Origin of the sequence: Actinacidiphila yanglinensis, from assembly GCF_900107965.1 — a bacterium.
GTDB classification, from domain to species: Bacteria; Actinomycetota; Actinomycetes; order Streptomycetales; family Streptomycetaceae; genus Actinacidiphila; species Actinacidiphila yanglinensis.
In genome coordinates this window covers 1-16,966 of sequence record NZ_FNVU01000017.1, presented here as the reverse complement: position 1 = coordinate 16,966, position 16,966 = coordinate 1, and the positions used below count along the sequence as shown (strand labels likewise).

Sequence of the window (16,966 nt, the reverse complement as noted above, 5' to 3'; positions counted from 1 at the left end):
GCGGTCCGTTCTGGCTTGTCGCGCAGTTCCCCGCGCCCCTGGATATGTGCGCGTCCTCCCGCGAAAGAGCGTCACCCCGCGACGGGTGGTCCCGCGACGCACAGGACGGGGAAACCCGGGGGGACGGGGGCGGCGTGCGATCGTTGCTGGTATGGACGATCACCCCGTTCTCGACCCCCTGGAAGGACTGCGCGCGCCGGGCGACCCCGGCACGGACGTCTACCTGACGGGCACGGTCTTCCTGGACATCATCTTCACCGGGCTGGACACCGCCCCGGTGCGCGGCACGGAGTCGTGGGCCCGCGGCATGGGCTCCAGCCCCGGCGGGGTCGCCAACATGGCGACCGCCCTGGCCCGCCTCGGGCTGCGCACGACGCTCGCCGCGGCCTTCGGCGACGACATGTACGGCGACTACTGCTGGGAGTCCCTCCGGGAGGGCGAAGGCATCGACCTCGGCCCGTCCCGCCGCATCCCCGGCTGGCACTCCCCGGTGACCGTCTCGATGGCGTACGAGGGCGAGCGGACCATGGTCAGCCACGGCCACCAGGCGCCGCCGCCCGAGGAGGCGGTGCCGGCCTGCCCGCCGCCGGCCCGCGCCGCGGTCGCCTCGCTCGGGGGCGACAGCGCCGGCCAGGGCGGGCAGGGCGGAGCGGAGCGGTACGACTGGATCGCCGGGGCAGCCGCGTCCGGCACCCAGGTCTTCGCGGACGTCGGCTGGGACGACACCGGCCGCTGGGATCCGGCCGACCTCGCGGGCCTGCGGCACTGCGCCGCGTTCCTGCCGAACGCCGAGGAGGCGGTCCGCTACACCCGCGCCGACGGCCCCCGGGAGGCGGCCCGCCGGCTCGCCGAGCTCGTCCCGCTCGCCGTGGTCACCCTCGGTGAGCAGGGCGCCTTCGCGGTGGACTCGGCGAACGGCGAGACCGCCGAGGTGCCCGCGCTGGCGGTCGAGGCGCTGGACCCGACCGGCGCGGGGGACGTCTTCGTGGCGGGTTTCGTCACCGGCACCCTGGCGAAGTGGCCGCTGGCCGACCGGCTGGCCTTCGCCTCGCTGTGCGCCGCGCTGTCGGTGCAGGAGTTCGGCGGGTCGCTGTCCGCGCCCGGCTGGATCGAGATCGCCGGGTGGTGGGCGCAGGCCAAGGCGTACGCGGGCCAGGCCCCGGGCGACCGGGAGGCGCTCTACCGGTACGGCTTCCTGGAGGAGCTGCTGCCCGCGGCCACCCGCCCGTGGCCGCTGCGGCGCGCGGTCCCCACCATCGGCTTCCGCCCGGCGGACGAGCAGCCGGGGAGGCCGGCCCGCAACGGGGAGCCGTAATCCCCTCTGCCTGCGGCGTTCCGCGTCGTAGGCTTGGTACTCCAAGGCCCCGTCGGGCCCCTCGACCAGCAGAAGGCGGGATGAGCAGGCCCTAGCGCCGGCCCATGACTCAGACACCGACCCAGCAGCCGCAGCAGCCGCAGCCGCAGCAGGCGCGCGCCCACTTCGTCGTCCCGGCCAAGCACCCCATGGTGACCGTCCTGGGCTCCGGTGACGCCCTTCTCAGGGTGATCGAGCAGGCGTTCCCGGCCGTCGACATCCACGTCCGGGGCAACGAGATCAGCGCGGTCGGCGACGCCGCCGACGTGGCACTGGTCCAGCGGCTGTTCGACGAGATGATGCTGGTGCTGCGCACCGGCCAGCCCATGACGGAGGACGCCGTCGAGCGCTCCATCGCGATGCTCCGGGCCAACGGGAAGTCGGCTGACGGCGAGGCGGAGACGCCCGCTCAGGTCCTCACCCAGAACATCCTCTCCAGCCGCGGCCGCACCATCCGTCCCAAGACGGTCAACCAGAAGCGGTACGTCGACGCGATCGACCGGCACACCATCGTCTTCGGCATCGGCCCGGCCGGTACCGGCAAGACCTACCTGGCCATGGCGAAGGCCGTGCAGGCCCTCCAGTCCAAGCAGGTCAACCGGATCATCCTGACCCGTCCCGCGGTCGAGGCCGGCGAGCGGCTGGGCTTCCTGCCCGGCACCCTCTACGAGAAGATCGACCCGTACCTGCGCCCGCTCTACGACGCGCTGCACGACATGCTCGACCCCGACTCGATCCCCCGCCTGATGGCGGCCGGCACCATCGAGGTCGCCCCGCTGGCGTACATGCGCGGCCGCACGCTCAACGACGCGTTCATCATCCTGGACGAGGCGCAGAACACCAGCGCCGAGCAGATGAAGATGTTCCTGACCCGGCTCGGCTTCGACTCGAAGATCGTGATCACCGGCGACATCACCCAGATCGACCTGCCCGGTGGCACCAAGAGTGGCCTGCGCCAGGTGCAGGACATCCTCTTCGACGTGGACGACGTGCACTTCTCCCGGCTCACCAGCACCGACGTGGTCCGCCATAAGCTGGTCGGGCGCATCGTGGACGCCTACGAGCGCTACGACAACGCCCAGGCCGAGGAGGAGCCCGCGCGCGGCCACGACGCCGGGCGCGCCCGCGCCAACGCCCCAGGGTCGAAGAGAAGGTAAGCACCCCACCACCATGGCGATCGACGTCAACAACGAGTCCGGCTGGGACATCGACGACGAGGCGGTTCTCGACGCCGCGCGTTACGCCCTGCACCGGATGCGCATCCACCCGCTGTCCGAACTCTCGGTGATCGTGGTGGACGCCCCCGCGATGGAGCAGCTCCACCTTCAGTGGATGAACCTCCCGGGCCCCACCGATGTCATGTCCTTCCCGATGGACGAGCTGCGGCCCGGCAAGGAGGACGACGAACCCGAGCAGGGCCTGCTCGGGGACATCGTGCTCTGTCCGGAGGTGGCGAAGAAGCAGGGTGAGGAGGCGCCGACGAAGCACTCCATGGACGAGGAGCTGCAGCTGCTCACCGTGCACGGCGTCCTCCACCTGCTCGGGTACGACCACGAGGAGCCGGAGGAGAAGGCCGAGATGTTCGGCCTCCAGAAGGCGATCCTGGACGGCTGGCGGGCCGAGCGCGGTGTCGAGGGCCCCTCGCCCGCGCCCACCACCCGCTGACGGCCGCGGCAGCACCGTCATGATCGTCTTCGCTGTCCTGCTCGTCATCGTCGCCTGGCTCGCGGCGTGCGCCGAGGCGGGGCTGGCCCGCGTCTCCCGGTTCCGCGCCGAGGACGCGCTGCGCTCGGGCCGGCGCGGCGCGGCGAACCTGCTCGCCGTCGCGTCCGACCCCACCCGCTACCTCAACGTGGCGCTGCTGCTGCGGGTCGCCTGCGAGACCGCGGCGGCCGTGCTCATCACGGTTGTCGCGGACCGGCACTTCGACCGCACCTGGCAGGTGCTGTGCGTCGCGATCGGCGTGATGGTGCTGGTGTCGTACGTGGCGGTCGGCGTCTCGCCGCGCACCATCGGCCGCCAGCACCCGATGAACACCGCGACCGCCGCGTCGTACGTCCTGCTGCCGCTGGCCCGGGTGATGGGTCCGGTGCCGGGGCTGCTGATCCTGCTCGGCAACGCGCTCACCCCCGGGCGGGGCTTCAAGCGCGGGCCGTTCGCGAGCGAGGCGGAACTGCGCGCGGCCGTCGACCTCGCCGAGTCCGAGTCGCTGATCGAGGACGAGGAGCGCCGGATGGTGCACTCGGTCTTCGAGCTGGGCGACACGATCGTGCGCGAGGTGATGGTGCCGCGGACCGAACTCGTCATGATCGAGCGGTTCAAGACGGTCCGTCAGGCGATGACGCTGGCGCTCCGCAGCGGCTTCTCCCGGATCCCGGTGACCGGGGAGAGCGAGGACGACGTGGTCGGCTTCGTCTACCTCAAGGACCTGGCGCGGCGGGTGCACATCAACCGCGAGGCCGAGTCGGACCAGGTCTCCTCGCTGATCCGGCCGGCGTCCTTCGTGCCGGACACCAAGAACGCGGGGGATCTGCTGCGGGAGATGCAGCAGCAGCGCAACCACGTCGCGGTGGTCGTGGACGAGTACGGCGGCACCGCCGGCATCGTGACGATCGAGGACATCCTGGAGGAGATCGTCGGGGAGATCACCGACGAGTACGACCGGGAGACGCCGCCGGTGGAGCGGCTGGGCGGTGGCCGGTTCCGGGTCACCGCGCGGCTGGACATCGGGGATCTGGGGGAGTTGTACGGGGTACCGCTGGACGACGACGACGTGGAGACGGTCGGCGGCCTGCTGGCGAAGTCGCTGGGGCGGGTGCCGATTCCGGGGGCGGTCACGGTGGTGCCGCTGCCGGTGGATCCCTCGGTGGTCGGTCCGGACGGGGCGGTTGCCTTGCGGCTCACCGCGGAGACCCAGGCGGGGCGGCGGAACCGGATCGGTACGGTGCTGGTGGAGCCGGTCAGCGCGGCTGAGGGCGCCTGACCCTCCAGGGTGCCCCGGTCCGCCGGTTGAGGGACCACCTGCCGGTGGTGGGTTCCCGCGCAGTTCTCCCCCAGCCTGGCGGCTGGGAGGTGCCCCCACGCGCCCCTTGGGGGTTGGCCTCTTTTCGCGGAGGGAGCCGCACATACCCAGGGGCGCGGGGAACTGCGCGACAAGCCACCCACGGACCGCAAGGTCCCGTAGTCCACAGGACGGGGCAGCCTGGGGGGTCAGGGGCACCCCGCTACTGCTTGCGGGGGAGGCCGGCCGCGACGAGCAGGGCTACCGCGCAGACGGCCGCCGCGTCCACCCCGAGGGCGAGGTGAGCTCCGCTCAGGAAATCGGCTCGGCCGGCAGCGAGGGCGGACAGGAGGGGAATCCCGACCGTGAGCCCCACCTGCTGCGAGCTGGTGACGAGCCCGGTCGCGAGCCCCTGCTCATGATCGGGCACCCCCGACGTCGCGGTGATCCCGTAGGAGACGACGACCAGCAGGTGACCGACGCACGCGAGCGAGATCGCCGCCATGGCCAGCCACGTCCCGGAGGAACCGGAACCGATCAGCACCAGCGGCAGCGTGAGCAGGGCCTGGACGGCGAGCCCGGTCAGGACGGTCGCGCGGGCCCCGATCCGCCCGATCACCCTCGCCGCGGTCATCCCGGTCACCGCGGCGAACACGCCCTGCACGCCGAAGACCAGCCCGGCCCGGAACGCGGACAGCCCCCGCACGTCCTGGAGATAGAGCGTGATCAGGAAGACCACCGAACTCATCATCGCGAAGGTGGTCAGCCCGGCGAGGTTGCCGAAGGCCACGCTGCGGCGGCCCAGCATCGCCAGCGAGACCATCGGCTCCGCGGTCCGCGACTCGATCACCGCGAACGCGCCCAGCAGCACCGGGCCGAGCACGAGCGTCGCGATCACCGCGGGGTCCCCGAAACCGCGCTGCGCCGCGGTCGACAGCGCGTAGATCAGCGCGAGCAGCCCGCCGGTGACCGTCACCGCGCCGGGCACGTCGATCCGCGGCCGGGACGGGTGCCGGGACTCGGTGAGCAGGCCGGGCGCCCCGGCCAGCACCAGCACGGCGACGCCCGCGAGCAGCCCCATGGTGGAGCGCCAGCCGAACGCGTCGGTGAGGGTGCCGCCCAGCACCACCCCGATGGTGAAGCCCAGCGACAGCAAGGTGCCGCTGATGCCCAACGCCCGCTCGCGCTGCGGGCCTTCGGGGAAGGTCGTGGTCAGCAGGGACATGCCGGTGGGCACGATCATCGCCGCGCCGAGCCCTTGCAGCGAGCGCGCGGCCAGGAACGCCGCCGGGTTCCACGCCAGCGTGGCCAGCAGGGAGGCGACGGCGAACAGCGCGAGGCCGGTGAGGAAGAGCCGGCGCCGCCCGTAGAGGTCCGCGATCCGCCCGAAGAGCAGCAGGAAGCCGCCCGACGGCAGCGCGAACGCGGTCACCGCCCACTGGAGGTTGGCCTGGCTCATGCCGAGGTCGGCGCCGAGCACGGGCAGCGACACGTTCAGGATGGAGAAGTCGAGCGCGACCACGAACTGGGCCGCGCACAGCACGAAGAGGATCAACCGGGCGCGGGTGCCGAGCCGTTGCGCCTCGGGTCCGGCCGGGGGGCGGGGCGACCTCGTGGTCGCCGTGGTGTCGGTTGCCATGCGGCCACCATCCGGCGGACGGGCCGGCGTTGGGGAGCCGCAGCTTATGCTGGTGGTCGGACCACCAGCCGGGCCGACGGCCGAGGGGGAGCCAGTGGCGGGGACAGGGGCAGCGGCGGATCAGCGGCGCCGGCAGGAGTTGCGCGAGTTCCTGAAGGGCCGGCGCGCACGCGTGTCGCCCGCCGAGGCGGGACTGCCCGCGGGCGGTCCCCGGCGGCGGACGCCGGGGCTGCGCCGCGAGGAGGTCGCGGTGCTCGCCGGGGTCGGCGCGTCCTGGTACCAGTGGCTGGAGCAGGGCCGCGACATCACCGTCTCGCCGCAGGTGCTCGACGCCGTCGCGCGGGTGCTGCGGCTCAACGGGCCCGAGCGGCGCCACCTTTACGTGCTCGCCGGGCTCAACCCGCCGCTGCCGGAGGCCACTCCGGAGATCGACGTGTGCGCGGGGCTGTACCGGCTGCTCGACGGGTGGATGCCGTACCCGGCGCACATCATGGACGCCTACTGGAACATCGTGGCGTACAACGACGCGGCCGGGCGCGCCTTCGGCTTCACCGACGACACCGGCAACTGCCTGGTCTCCTTCTTCACCAGTCCGGTCTTCCGCTCGATGGTCGAGGACGTCGACTCGGTGGCGGCCACCGTGGTGGCGCAGTACCGCGCGGCGGCCTCGGAGTTCCCCGGCGACGAGGGCTTCCACCGGATCGTCGCCGATGTCTCCGCGCTCAGCCCCGAGTTCGCCGGGCTGTGGGCGCGCGGGGACATCCAGCCGAGTGGCCAGCTGGAGAAGCGGATCACCCACCCGGTGGTGGGCACCCTGCACTTCGAGAGCACCCAACTGCGGCTGGCCGCACGCCCGGACCTGGTGATCGTGGTGCACAGCCCGCTCGGCGCGGAGACCGCGGGCAAGTTGGAGCGGCTGGCCGGGCGGGAGGGCCGGCGGGGTGCGCTGGTCCCGCTGCGGGACGAGCGCGCGAGCTGACCGCCGGGCCACCGAACGCCGGGCCACCGAACGCCGGGTCATTGACCGCCGGGCCGAGGCCCGTTGACCCGCTGACCCGCCGACCGCCGGGAGAGGCGGGCCGCGCTCAGAAGCCGATCTGCCCGATCATGCCGAGCATGTTGGCGCTGGCGGAGTGGATGGATGTGGCCAGGCTGGTGTCGGCCAGGTAGAAGCCGAAGGCACCGCAGGCCAGTGCGTGGGTCACCTTGAGTTCGGCCTTGCGGCTCAGGAAGAACGTGGCCGCGGCGAGTGCGATGACGAGGGGCATGTGCAGCAGCATCGTGGAATCACCCACATCTCCTCAGAAGAGGGCATTGCTCCTGAAGAGGTTAGGCGGCGGTCGCCGCGTGCGCATCTTTGGTGACGAAGAGTGACGGCGCCTCGGGTCGGCCTGTGCGGTGAACGTCCTATGATCGCGCGTATGACCGAGCCGCAGACGCAGCCGCCCGCCGCCCCCGAGAACCCCGAGGACCGCAAGCTCCTCACCCTCGCCAGGTCCGCCCGGGCCCGCAACGGTGTGCCGGAGGGCGCCGCCGTCCGCGACGAGACCGGGCGTACCTACGTGGCCGGCACGGTGGACCTCCCGTCCCTGCCGCTGACGGCGCTGCAGACCGCGGTCGCGATGGCCGTGGCCAGCGGTGCGAAGTCGCTGGAGGCGGCCGCGGTGGTCACCGCGGCCGAGGCCCCGGCGGACGCCGACCGTGCCGCCGTCCGCGACCTGGGCGGCCCGGACACGCCGCTGCTGCTCGCCGGCCCGGACGGCACCCTGCGGCTCACCGTCACCGCCGGCTGAGCCGGGCCCCGGGTCCCGGGGCAGTCCCTCGCGCCGTGGAGGCGGTGGGCGCGGGAGCGTCCGCTACAGGGCGTCCGGGCCGCGCTCCCCGGTCCGCACCCGCACCGCCGTGTCCACCGTCACGGCCCACACCTTGCCGTCGCCGATCTTCCCGGTCCTGGCCGCCGCCACCAGCGCGTCGATCACCGCGTCCACCTCGGCGTCCTCGACCAGCACCTCGATCCGCGCCTTCGGCACCAGGTCCACCCGGTACTCCGCGCCCCGGTACACCTCGGTGTGCCCGCGCTGCCGCCCGTAGCCGCTGGCCTCGGTCACGGTCAGGCCCTGCACGCCCCGCTCCTGCAACGCCGTCTTCACGTCATCCAGCTTGTACGGCTTGATGACGGCGGTGACCAGCTTCATGCCAGTGGGCTCCTGTCCTTCGGGGCCGGGAGCAGGTGCCCGGCGCCGCCCGGGAACGGTGCCCCGCCCGCCATCCCGTGGGTGAGTACGCCGTGATCGTAGGCGGTTTCGGCGTGCACGGTCAGGTCCAGACCGGTACGTTCCTCCTCCTCACTCGCGCGGAAGCCCATCAGCCGGTCGATCACCCGGCCGATGCCGTACGTCACCGTGAACGCGTACGCGCCGACGGCGGCCACCGCGACCGCCTGCCGGCCGAGCTGGCCGAGGCCGCCGCCGTAGAACAGGCCCCGCGGGCCGTGGGTCAGGGTGGCGGAGGCGAACAGGCCGATCAGCAGGGTGCCGACGACGCCGCCCATCAGGTGCACGCCCACCACGTCCAGCGAGTCGTCCACGCCCCAGCGGAACTTCCAGCTCACCGCGTACGAGCAGAGCACGCCGGCGGCCAGACCCACCACGACCGCGCCGAGCAGGTCCACGCTGCCGCAGGCCGGGGTGATCGCGACCAGGCCGGCGACCGAGCCGGACGCGGCGCCGAGCGTGGTGGCGTGGCCGTCCCTGCGCTTCTCCACCACCAGCCAGCCGAGCAGCCCGGCGCACCCGGCCGCCTGGGTGTTGAGGAACGCCGAGGCGGCCAGCCCGTTGGCGCCCAGCGCGGAACCGGCGTTGAAGCCGAACCAGCCGAACCACAGCAGCCCGGCGCCCAGCAGCACCAGCGGCAGGTTGTGCGGGCGCATGGCATCCCTGCGGAATCCCAGCCGCGGCCCGAGCACCATCGCCAGGGCCAGCCCTGACGCGCCGGAGCAGACCTCGACCACGGTGCCGCCCGCGAAGTCCAGCGCGTGCAGCCGGTCCACCACCCAGCCGCCGGACGCGAACACCCAGTGCGCCACCGGGACGTATACGGCCAGCGTCCACACCGGGACGAACACCACCCACGCGCTGAACCGGGCCCGGTCGGCGATCGCCCCGCTGATCAGCGCGGCGGTGATGATCGCGAAGGACAGCTCGAACGCGGCGAACAGCGGCGTCGGCACGTGCTTGGTGACGTCGTCCGGGCCGACGCCGTGCATGCCGAGGTGGCTGAGGTTCCCGATCAGGCCCAGCCCGCCCGCGTCCGGCCCGAAGGCGAGGGTGTAGCCGGCCACCAGCCAGACCAGCGTGACCAGCGCGATCGAGACGAAGCTCATCATCAGCATGTTGAGCACGCTCTTGCTGCGGACCATCCCGCCGTAGAAGAGCGCCAGGCCCGGGGTCATCAGCAGCACCAGCGCGGTCGCGGCCAGCAGCCAGGCGGTGTCCCCGGCACTGATGACCGGGTGGTGGGCGGCGGGGGCGGCGAGCGGAGCGAGGGGCACGCGGGAGGGGCTGAGGGAGGGGGCGTGGCCGGCGGACAGGAGCAGCACGGAGGGGTCCCTTCGGTCGGCGGCTAGCACGAGCGTCGGGCGTACGCGTTACCGGACGTGGGCGTACGTGTTTCCGCGGTGTTTCGTGTTGCCGCCGCGTTTCCGGCTCCTCACGTCCCGCCGGGGCCCGGGCCGGGGCCGGGGCCGCTCGATCGAGCGGTGTCCGTACACCTCTGCGGTATCGGGGAGAATGGGGGCCATGAGCGCTCGTACCCCCTCCGCCGGAACCGCCGGGCCCGCCGGCATGTCGCCGCACCGGTCCGGCTTCGCCTGCTTCGTCGGCCGCCCCAACGCCGGCAAGTCCACCCTCACGAACGCTCTGGTCGGCCAGAAGGTGGCCATCACCTCCAACCGGCCGCAGACCACCCGGCACACCGTGCGCGGGATCGTGCACCGGCCCGACGCGCAGCTGATCCTGGTGGACACCCCCGGGCTGCACAAGCCGCGCACCCTGCTCGGCGAGCGGCTCAACGACGTGGTCCGCACCACGTGGGCGGAGGTCGACGTGATCGGCTTCTGCCTGCCCGCCGACCAGAAGCTCGGCCCGGGCGACACCTTCATCGCGCGCGAGCTGGCCGGGATCAGGAAGACCCCGAAGGTGGCGATCGTCACCAAGACCGACCTGGTCGACGCCGACCAGCTCGCCCGGCAGCTCATCGCGGTCGACCGGCTCGGCCAGGAGATCGGGCTCGAATGGGCCGAGATCGTGCCGGTCTCGGCGGTCGGCGACACCCAGGTCGGCCTGCTCGCCGACCTGCTCGTCCCGCTCCTGCCGGAGGGCCCCCAGCTCTACGCGGAGGGGGACCTCACCGACGAGCCCGAGCAGGTGATGGTCGCCGAGCTGATCCGCGAGGCCGCGCTCGAAGGGGTACGGGACGAACTCCCGCACTCCATCGCGGTGGTGGTCGAGGAGATGATCCCGCGCGAGGGGCGGCCCGCGGACCGGCCGCTGCTCGACATCCACGCGAACCTCTACATCGAGCGGCCCAGCCAGAAGGGGATCATCATCGGCCCCAAGGGCGCCCGCCTCAAGGAGGTCGGGATGAAGTCCCGCCACCAGATCGAGGGGTTGCTGGGTACGCCGGTGTTCCTCGATCTTCATGTCAAGGTGGCGAAGGACTGGCAGCGCGACCCCAAGCAGCTCCGCAAGCTCGGCTTCTGACCCTCCCGGGTGCCCCTGACCCACCCGGCTGCCCCGTCCTGCCGGTTGAGGGACCACCTGCCGGTGGTGGGTTGCTCGCGCAGTTCCCCGCGCCCCTGGGTTTGTGCGGGTCCCTCCGCGAAAAGAGGGTCACCGACCAGGGGGCGCGGGTAGGCGCGGCCTGAACTGTTGCGGCGGGAGGGCTCAGAGGGGGAAGGGGCCCGCGCCCTTGAGGAGACGGTGGATCGGCGCCGTCTCGGTCCGGCGCAAACCGGGCAACGCTGCGATGGGGCCGGTGAGATACCGGTACAGCGCCTCCGGATCCTTGCAGGTGAGCGACGCGTACACATTCGCGTTCCCGGTGATCGCCGCCGCGAAGGCGATCTGGTGGTGCCCGGCCAGCGCCGCCCCCACCTCCGCCAGGCACGCCGGATCGACCTCCAGCCAGAGCCCGGTGCGCAGTTCGGGAAAGAGCCGGCCGCCGCCGAAGTCCAGGTCGTAGTAGAGCGCCCCGCACGACCGCAGCTCCGACAGCCGGCGCCGTACGGTGGTCTGCGACCAGCCCGTGGCGGTCGCGAGGTCGGCCGCCGAGGTGCGCCCGTCGATCGCCAGAACCTCCAGCATCCGGTGGTCGGCGGGGCCGAGCCGGACCGGCTCGGAGGTGTCCGGCGGCCGGGCGGGGGCGTCCGGCGCGGTCAGCGCGCGGATCTCGTCGGGCCCGAGCGGGCCGGTGCGGCTGACGGGGCTGTGGTCCCCGCCGAAGAAGACGTGCAGCAGTGCGTGCGCGGCGACCCCCACCACCCGTGGCGTGCGCGGCAGTTTCTGCAGCAGCAGCGCGTCGGCCTCCCCGGCCCGCGCGGCGTGGGTGACGCAGAAGATCTCGGTGCCGCCGGAGGTCAGGCTCACCCAGCGGGTGTCGGTGCGCCGGGCCAGCGCCTCGCCGATCGAGGCGGCCGCGTCGGGCGTGCAGCGCACCCGGACCAGCCAGGGGGTCAGGCCGAGCCGGAGCGGGTCGGTCAGCCCGAGCACCCGCACCGCGCCCTCGCGCCGCAGCCGGGCGTACCGGCGGGCGACGGTCTGGTCCGAGACGCCCAGCACCTGCGCGAGCCGGTTGAAGGGCGCCCGGCCGTCGACCTGCAGCGCGTGCACGATCTGCCGGTCGAGGGCGTCGAGGGCGGCCAGGGGGCTCCAGGCCGCGTCCGGGTCGGTGTCAGAGCCGGGGTTGCCGCCGGAGGAGACGTCGGATTCCACCGCTCCAGGCTAGGCGATGTCGGAATACGCCGCCAAGGCCGCCGTGGCTGGGGTTCGCCGCGAGCCGTGGGCATCGTGAAGCGGTCACCACCGGTGCACTCCCGTGCACCTCTCGCCGCACCACCCCGAACCACCCCGGAAACCGGAACGGAGTCCCACCCATGCGCAAGTGGCTGCCCCTCGTGGCGATCTGCCTGGGCGCCTTCATCCTGCTGGTCGACGTCACCATCGTGAACGTCGCGCTGCCGAGCATGGCGTCCGACCTCAACGCGTCCTTCTCCTCCCTGCAATGGGTGATGGACATGTACGCCCTGGCGCTGGCCGCGCTGCTGCTCGCCGCCGGGTCGCTCGCCGACCTCTTCGGACACCGCAGGCTCTACGTGGTGGGCCTGGTGATCTTCGCGCTGGCCTCGCTGGCGGCGGCGCTCTCGCCGAACGCCGCGACGCTGATCACCGCGCGGGCGGTGCAGGGCGTCGGCGGCGCGGCGATGTTCGCCACCTCGGCCGCGCTGGTCGCCACGACATACCACGGCCGCGACCGCGGCACCGCCTTCGGCGTGTGGGGCGCGGTCAACGGCGCCGCGGCCGCGCTCGGACCGGTGCTCGGCGGGCTGCTCACGGAGGGCTTCGGCTGGCAGGCGATCTTCCTGGTCAACCTGCCGATCGCGGTCGTCGCCGTGGTCCTGACCCTGCGCGTGCTGCCCGAGGGCCGCCGCGGCGCCGGCCGGCTGGACGTGCCGGGCGCCGTCACCTTCACGCTGGCCGCCGCGGCGCTCACCTACGCGCTGATGCGGGGCGGCGACCACGGCTGGACCGACGGTCCGACCCTCACGTCCTTCGTGGTGGCCGCCGTGGCCACCGTCGCCTTCGTGGTGGCCGAACTGCGCTCCGCCCACCCGATGCTGGACCTGTCGCTTCTGCGCCGGCCCACCTTCTCCGGGCTGCTCGGGGCCTCCCTGCTCTACCAGGCCGCCGCGTTCAGCGGGCTGGTCTACGTCTCGCTGTGGCTCCAGAACGTGCTCGGCCTCAGCCCGATCCGCGGCGGCCTGGCGCTGATGCCGCTGGCCGGCGCCTCCTTCGTGGTCGCCGCCGTGGCCGGGAAGCACGCCCACCGCTTCGCGCCCGCGGTGCCGATCGGCGGCGGGCTGGTGCTGGTCGCCGCGGGTTCGGCCCTGCTGTGGCAGTCGGTGTCGGCCGGGTCGCACGCGGCCTCGCTGTACGCCGGGCTCGCCGTGGTCGGTGTCGGGGTCGGGCTGTCGATGCCGGTGCTGGTCTCCACCGCGGTCGACGCGGTCCCGCTGAACCGCTCGGGGATGGCGGGCGGCGCCGTCAACACCTTCCGGCAGCTGGGCATGAGCCTGGGCATCGCGCTGTTCGGCTCGATGTTCAGCTCCAGGCTCCGCCACGTCACCGCCCATGGCGGTGACCTCCACGCGGCCTACGCCTCCGGGCTCGACCGGATCTTCCTGGCCTCCGCGCTGGCCGCCCTCGCCGGCGGGGCCGTGGTCTTCGCGACGGTCCGCCGCGCCCCGGACGACCGGGCCGCCCACGGTGACCGGGCTCCCCAGGACGCCCCGGCCGGCGGTGCGAAGGACCTCGCGGTGAACGGCGGCGCGGCGCTCGGCACGTCGCCCCAGTAGGTCAACGGGCGGTAGAAGAAACGCGGGTGAGGCCGGGCGCGAGCCGTTGTACTGTGGGCGTCAGCGCGGCCGGGGCCGCGTCTGGTCCGCAGATCGGGCGACACGCCCACCCCGGGGCGTGCTCGGCCTTCTTCCGTCACCACCCTCCTGTGCTCGACCTGACGCGGACCCGTCGAGGCACCAGGAAGGTGGTCGACCGTGACCTCTGCTCTGCCTGCCCGTCCTGATCTGGAGCATCTCCGGCGCGACGCCAAGCTGTTGCTGCGGCAACTGCGGGCCGACCGGCCGGAGGCGCTCGCCCGCCTCGCCACCCACGCGCCCGGTCTGACCCGGTCGCTGGCCGCCGCCCAGCTCGTCGTCGCCCGCGAGCACGGCTTCGCGTCGTGGGCGCAGCTGAAGACCCTGGTGACGGCGATGTCCTCCGGGGGCGTGCGCTACGACACGATCGGCCGCGGCTACGCCGCCTACCGGCGGGCCGACCCGCGCATCGAGGCCGCCGTGCACGCCGCGCTCGGCGACGCCCGGACGGTGGTCAACGTCGGCGCCGGCACCGGGTCCTACGAGCCCACGGACCGCCCGGTGATCCCCGTCGAGCCGTCGACGGCGATGACCCTGCAACGTGATCCGGCGCTGCCCCCGGCCGTCCTCGGGGTCGCGGAGAGCCTGCCGCTGGCCGACGGCACCGCGGACGCGGCCATGGCCGTGCTGACGATGCACCACTGGGCGGACGTGGACCGCGGCCTCGCCGAACTGGTCCGGGTCGCGCGCCGGCGGATCGTGCTGCTGACGATCGACGTCGACGTCGAGTCGGACATGTGGCTGCTCCGGGACTACGTCCCCGAGGTGGTCGCGCGCGACCGGCACGAGTTCCCGTCGATCGCCCGCCTGGTCAGGGAACTGAAGGCGCCGACGCGGGTGGTCACCGTGCCGATTCCCGCGGACTGCACCGACGGGTTCATCCTCTCGTTCTGGAACCGTCCCGAGGCGGTGCTCGACCCCGGCGCCCGCGCGGCCACCAGCGGCTTCGCCCGTATGGACGCCGCACGCGTGGCGGAGGTGGTGGCCCGGCTCGCCCGCGACCTGGAGACGGGGAGCTGGGACCGGGAGCACGGGCACCTGCGGGAGGAGCCGCACCTCGACGTCGGGCTGCGGCTGCTGGTCGCCGAGGTCGGCTGAGGCCGGCCGGAATCGGTGATCCGAAACGCCCTGAACGGCCGGGGGCATTCGCGGCGGTTTGCGGGATCGTGGGGGAGGGCGCCGGGAGCGGCGTGCCGAGGAGCGAAGGGAATCCGACCAATGACGGTGAAGATCCTTCTGGTGACCGGGGATGCCGCCGAGTCCCTCGAAGTCATGTACCCCTACCAGCGGCTGCTGGAGGAGGGCTACGCGGTCGACATCGCGGCGCCCACGAAGAAGAAGCTCCAGTTCGTGGTGCACGACTTCGTCGACGACTTCGACACGTACACCGAGAAGCCCGGCTACACCTGGCCCGCCGACCTCGGCTTCGACGAGGTCGACCCGGCCGGGTACGCCGCCCTGGTCATCCCGGGCGGACGCGCGCCCGAGTACCTGCGCAACGACCCGCGGCTGCGGCGGATCGTGGAGCACTTCTTCGCCGAGGGCAAGCCGGTCGCCCAGATCTGCCACGGCCCGCTGATCTCCGCTGCCGCGGGCGCCCTGTCCGGCCGCCGCACGGCCGCCTACCCCGCACTCGAACCCGACATCGGCTACGCCGGCGCGGAGTACGAGGACGGCGAGGCCGTGGTCAACGGCAACCTGGTCTCGGCCCGCGCCTGGCCGGACCACCCGGCCTGGATGCGGGCGTTCCTGGAGGTGCTGCGCAAGGCCGCCCCCGCGGGTTAGCGGAGGTGGGGCCCGGACGACGCGGGGCGTCCGGCCGGGGGATCGGCCGGACGCCTGCCGGTCGGGCAGCCCTCGGTAGGGTGGGTCGGCACGGGCGGCCGCCGTCGCCCCACGGCAGATCGGCCGGAACTCGATGTCGCGGGATGCGGTGTGGGAATAGTCAGCGACTACGTGTTCGTCATGCCCGGGGTGATCGCCGCCGGGTGGATCGTGTCGTGGTGGGGCCCGCGGTGGATCCGGTGGAGCCTGCTGTCCGCCGCGGGCGTGGTCTCCGTGTTCTGCGCCGTCATCGGGCTCGGCATGAAGAGCCCGCCGGTCACTCCGCAGGACCCCGGCTGCTCACCGCTGTTCGCCTGCACGGACTGGCGTCCGGTCGAGTGGATCGCGACCGGGCTGCTCGGTTTCGGGTGCTCCGTGGTGCTGGTCCTGGTGACGGCCCTGGTCGACGTGGTCCGTTTCTACGCGCGCGCGGCGGCGTAGGCCACGAAGGCGACCCAGGCGTCGGCGGGGAAGGCGAGGGCGGGGCCCTTGGGGTCCTTGGAGTCCCGCACGTGGACGGTGTGCGGGCAGGCCGCGACCTCGACGCATTCCCCGCCCTCGCTGCCGCTGTGGCTGGACTTGCGCCAGTCCAGGGCGACTTCGACGCAGGCGCCGCCCGCGCTTCCGCTGTAGCTGCTCTTGAACCAGCTGAGCTCGGAGGTCATAGCTCTCCTGCCATCTGCTCGATCACCTTCGCGGACTCCCTCACACTAAGCGCCTGCGAACGGACCATCCCATAGCGCTGGTTGAGTTCACTGACTTTGTCGCAATCTTCGACCAGGAAGCTGTGGCCCTGTGCCTCCAGGTAGGCCAGCAGGCGCCGCTCCGGAGTCTCCAGCACCGTCATGGAGCCGTCGTACCCAGCGTGCGAACCGTATGTCAACGGGAGTACCTGGACCGTCACGTAGCGCATGGCACCGACCGTCAGCTTGTTCTTTATCTACCAAGATCTTCCGGGCTTGCCGATGGCTTTGAGGGTGTCGGGGCGTTTGACGGTTTTGCCGACGTCGTAGCGGGGTGCCCGGTGCTTGTTCTTGGCGCCGGGTGGCCGTCCAGGACCGGCCCCTCGGGGTTTGGGAACACGGGCCGGGCAGGCGAGATGAGCGCGGATGTTCCTGAACCCCCGGCGGACCCGGGCCGGGGTGAGCCGGCCGGAGGCGGCGGGTTTCTCCCAGGGCTGGCGGAGGTCCGCGGCGAGGGGCCGGGCGAGCCGGAGCTGGGTGTGAGCGACGATCAGGATCCAGGTCCAGCGGTCCGCGGCCTCGGGGGTGCGGAGTTTCGGGGTGGTCCATCCGAGGGTCTGCTTCGCGAAGCGGAAGGTGTGCTCCAGGTCGAAGCGGCGGAGGAATGCCTGCCAGAAGCGGTTCACATCGTCGGGGGTGGCACCGGTCTTGGAGGACCATAACCACAGTGGTGGAGCGTCCCGTTCCTTCGACAGGT

The 16,966-nt window shown here is 72.8% G+C and carries 18 protein-coding genes and 1 pseudogene; 11 read left to right on the top strand and 8 right to left on the bottom strand.

Features of this window, described 5'->3' with window-relative positions; translation table 11 throughout:
- Positions 1-151 precede the first annotated feature (151 nt).
- The 4 genes from C4U44_RS29780 (at position 152) to C4U44_RS29765 (ending at position 4,337) form a co-directional block, all read left to right on the top strand.
- Positions 152-1,315: a carbohydrate kinase family protein gene (locus C4U44_RS29780; RefSeq protein WP_103889149.1), complete on the top strand. Its 1,164-nt coding sequence runs from the start codon at positions 152-154 to the stop codon at positions 1,313-1,315.
- Positions 1,316-1,419: 104 nt separating this feature from the next.
- Complete coding sequence (locus C4U44_RS29775; protein ID WP_235032456.1) at positions 1,420-2,511, top strand: PhoH family protein; 1,092 nt, start codon at positions 1,420-1,422, stop codon at positions 2,509-2,511.
- Between the two features lie 13 nt (positions 2,512-2,524).
- Positions 2,525-3,019, top strand: a complete 495-nt coding sequence (ybeY, locus tag C4U44_RS29770; RefSeq protein ID WP_103889148.1) for an rRNA maturation RNase YbeY — start codon at positions 2,525-2,527, stop codon at positions 3,017-3,019.
- A gap of 19 nt (positions 3,020-3,038) precedes the next feature.
- Complete coding sequence (locus C4U44_RS29765; protein WP_103889147.1) at positions 3,039-4,337, top strand: hemolysin family protein; 1,299 nt, start codon at positions 3,039-3,041, stop codon at positions 4,335-4,337.
- 241 nt (positions 4,338-4,578) lie between these two features.
- On the opposite strand, the gene C4U44_RS29760 is transcribed toward C4U44_RS29765, so the two are convergent.
- On the bottom strand, positions 4,579-5,994 hold the full coding sequence (locus tag C4U44_RS29760; protein WP_103889146.1) for an MFS transporter: 1,416 nt from the start codon (positions 5,992-5,994) through the stop codon (positions 4,579-4,581).
- Positions 5,995-6,088: 94 nt separating this feature from the next.
- Here C4U44_RS29760 and C4U44_RS29755 point away from each other — a divergent pair, with 94 nt between their 5' ends.
- The gene (locus C4U44_RS29755; protein WP_235032455.1) at positions 6,089-6,973 is read left to right on the top strand and encodes a helix-turn-helix transcriptional regulator; all 885 of its coding nucleotides are present in this window, start codon (positions 6,089-6,091) and stop codon (positions 6,971-6,973) included.
- 106 nt (positions 6,974-7,079) lie between these two features.
- On the opposite strand, the gene C4U44_RS29750 is transcribed toward C4U44_RS29755, so the two are convergent.
- Positions 7,080-7,289, bottom strand: a complete 210-nt coding sequence (locus tag C4U44_RS29750) for a hypothetical protein (RefSeq protein ID WP_146088387.1) — start codon at positions 7,287-7,289, stop codon at positions 7,080-7,082.
- A 114-nt stretch (positions 7,290-7,403) separates the two neighbouring features.
- Here C4U44_RS29750 and C4U44_RS29745 point away from each other — a divergent pair, with 114 nt between their 5' ends.
- The gene (locus tag C4U44_RS29745) at positions 7,404-7,787 is read left to right on the top strand and encodes a cytidine deaminase (RefSeq protein ID WP_103889143.1); all 384 of its coding nucleotides are present in this window, start codon (positions 7,404-7,406) and stop codon (positions 7,785-7,787) included.
- Positions 7,788-7,850: 63 nt separating this feature from the next.
- On the opposite strand, the gene C4U44_RS29740 is transcribed toward C4U44_RS29745, so the two are convergent.
- Positions 7,851-8,189, bottom strand: coding sequence for a P-II family nitrogen regulator (locus C4U44_RS29740; protein ID WP_103889142.1), 339 nt, complete (start codon positions 8,187-8,189; stop codon positions 7,851-7,853).
- On the bottom strand, positions 8,186-9,544 hold the full coding sequence (locus C4U44_RS29735) for an ammonium transporter (RefSeq protein ID WP_103889270.1): 1,359 nt from the start codon (positions 9,542-9,544) through the stop codon (positions 8,186-8,188). Before C4U44_RS29735 ends, C4U44_RS29740 begins: the two co-directional genes overlap by 4 nt.
- Before the next feature lie 238 nt (positions 9,545-9,782).
- Between C4U44_RS29735 and era the strand changes: the two genes are divergently transcribed.
- On the top strand, positions 9,783-10,754 hold the full coding sequence (era, locus tag C4U44_RS29730) for a GTPase Era (protein WP_103889141.1): 972 nt from the start codon (positions 9,783-9,785) through the stop codon (positions 10,752-10,754).
- Positions 10,755-10,937: 183 nt separating this feature from the next.
- On the opposite strand, the gene C4U44_RS29725 is transcribed toward era, so the two are convergent.
- Entirely contained in the window at positions 10,938-11,984 is a 1,047-nt protein-coding gene (locus C4U44_RS29725; RefSeq protein ID WP_235032454.1) for an Lrp/AsnC family transcriptional regulator, read from the bottom strand.
- A gap of 161 nt (positions 11,985-12,145) precedes the next feature.
- On the opposite strand from C4U44_RS29725, the gene C4U44_RS29720 reads away from it, so the two are divergent.
- The 4 genes from C4U44_RS29720 (at position 12,146) to C4U44_RS29705 (ending at position 15,967) form a co-directional block, all read left to right on the top strand.
- Entirely contained in the window at positions 12,146-13,624 is a 1,479-nt protein-coding gene (locus tag C4U44_RS29720) for an MFS transporter (RefSeq protein WP_103889140.1), read from the top strand.
- Between the two features lie 198 nt (positions 13,625-13,822).
- A complete protein-coding gene (locus C4U44_RS29715; protein ID WP_235032453.1) occupies positions 13,823-14,800 on the top strand; it encodes a methyltransferase domain-containing protein in 978 nt (325 codons plus the stop codon).
- 120 nt (positions 14,801-14,920) lie between these two features.
- A complete protein-coding gene (locus tag C4U44_RS29710) occupies positions 14,921-15,487 on the top strand; it encodes a DJ-1/PfpI family protein (protein WP_103889139.1) in 567 nt (188 codons plus the stop codon).
- Positions 15,488-15,637: 150 nt separating this feature from the next.
- Positions 15,638-15,967: a hypothetical protein gene (locus C4U44_RS29705; protein ID WP_103889138.1), complete on the top strand. Its 330-nt coding sequence runs from the start codon at positions 15,638-15,640 to the stop codon at positions 15,965-15,967.
- On the opposite strand, the gene C4U44_RS29700 is transcribed toward C4U44_RS29705, so the two are convergent.
- The 3 genes and pseudogenes from C4U44_RS29700 to C4U44_RS29690 all read right to left on the bottom strand — a co-directional run.
- A complete protein-coding gene (locus C4U44_RS29700; protein ID WP_103889137.1) occupies positions 15,946-16,191 on the bottom strand; it encodes a DUF397 domain-containing protein in 246 nt (81 codons plus the stop codon). The genes C4U44_RS29705 and C4U44_RS29700 overlap by 22 nt on opposite strands.
- Positions 16,188-16,439: a Scr1 family TA system antitoxin-like transcriptional regulator gene (locus tag C4U44_RS29695; RefSeq protein WP_103889136.1), complete on the bottom strand. Its 252-nt coding sequence runs from the start codon at positions 16,437-16,439 to the stop codon at positions 16,188-16,190. Before C4U44_RS29695 ends, C4U44_RS29700 begins: the two co-directional genes overlap by 4 nt.
- A 27-nt stretch (positions 16,440-16,466) precedes the next feature.
- Positions 16,467-16,966: pseudogene (locus tag C4U44_RS29690) on the bottom strand (NF041680 family putative transposase); the annotation flags it as partial.

Coding starts and splice junctions, on each gene's coding strand:
- ybeY (WP_103889148.1), top strand. CDS start 2,525: ATGGCGATCGACGTCAACAACGAGTCCGGCTGGGACATCGACGACGAG.
- C4U44_RS29760 (WP_103889146.1), bottom strand. CDS start 5,994: ATGGCAACCGACACCACGGCGACCACGAGGTCGCCCCGCCCCCCGGCC.
- C4U44_RS29740 (WP_103889142.1), bottom strand. CDS start 8,189: ATGAAGCTGGTCACCGCCGTCATCAAGCCGTACAAGCTGGATGACGTG.
- C4U44_RS29775 (WP_235032456.1), top strand. CDS start 1,420: ATGACTCAGACACCGACCCAGCAGCCGCAGCAGCCGCAGCCGCAGCAG.
- C4U44_RS29765 (WP_103889147.1), top strand. CDS start 3,039: ATGATCGTCTTCGCTGTCCTGCTCGTCATCGTCGCCTGGCTCGCGGCG.
- C4U44_RS29780 (WP_103889149.1), top strand. CDS start 152: ATGGACGATCACCCCGTTCTCGACCCCCTGGAAGGACTGCGCGCGCCG.
- era (WP_103889141.1), top strand. CDS start 9,783: ATGGGGGCCATGAGCGCTCGTACCCCCTCCGCCGGAACCGCCGGGCCC.
- C4U44_RS29720 (WP_103889140.1), top strand. CDS start 12,146: ATGCGCAAGTGGCTGCCCCTCGTGGCGATCTGCCTGGGCGCCTTCATC.
- C4U44_RS29695 (WP_103889136.1), bottom strand. CDS start 16,439: ATGCGCTACGTGACGGTCCAGGTACTCCCGTTGACATACGGTTCGCAC.
- C4U44_RS29710 (WP_103889139.1), top strand. CDS start 14,921: ATGACGGTGAAGATCCTTCTGGTGACCGGGGATGCCGCCGAGTCCCTC.
- C4U44_RS29745 (WP_103889143.1), top strand. CDS start 7,404: ATGATCGCGCGTATGACCGAGCCGCAGACGCAGCCGCCCGCCGCCCCC.
- C4U44_RS29700 (WP_103889137.1), bottom strand. CDS start 16,191: ATGACCTCCGAGCTCAGCTGGTTCAAGAGCAGCTACAGCGGAAGCGCG.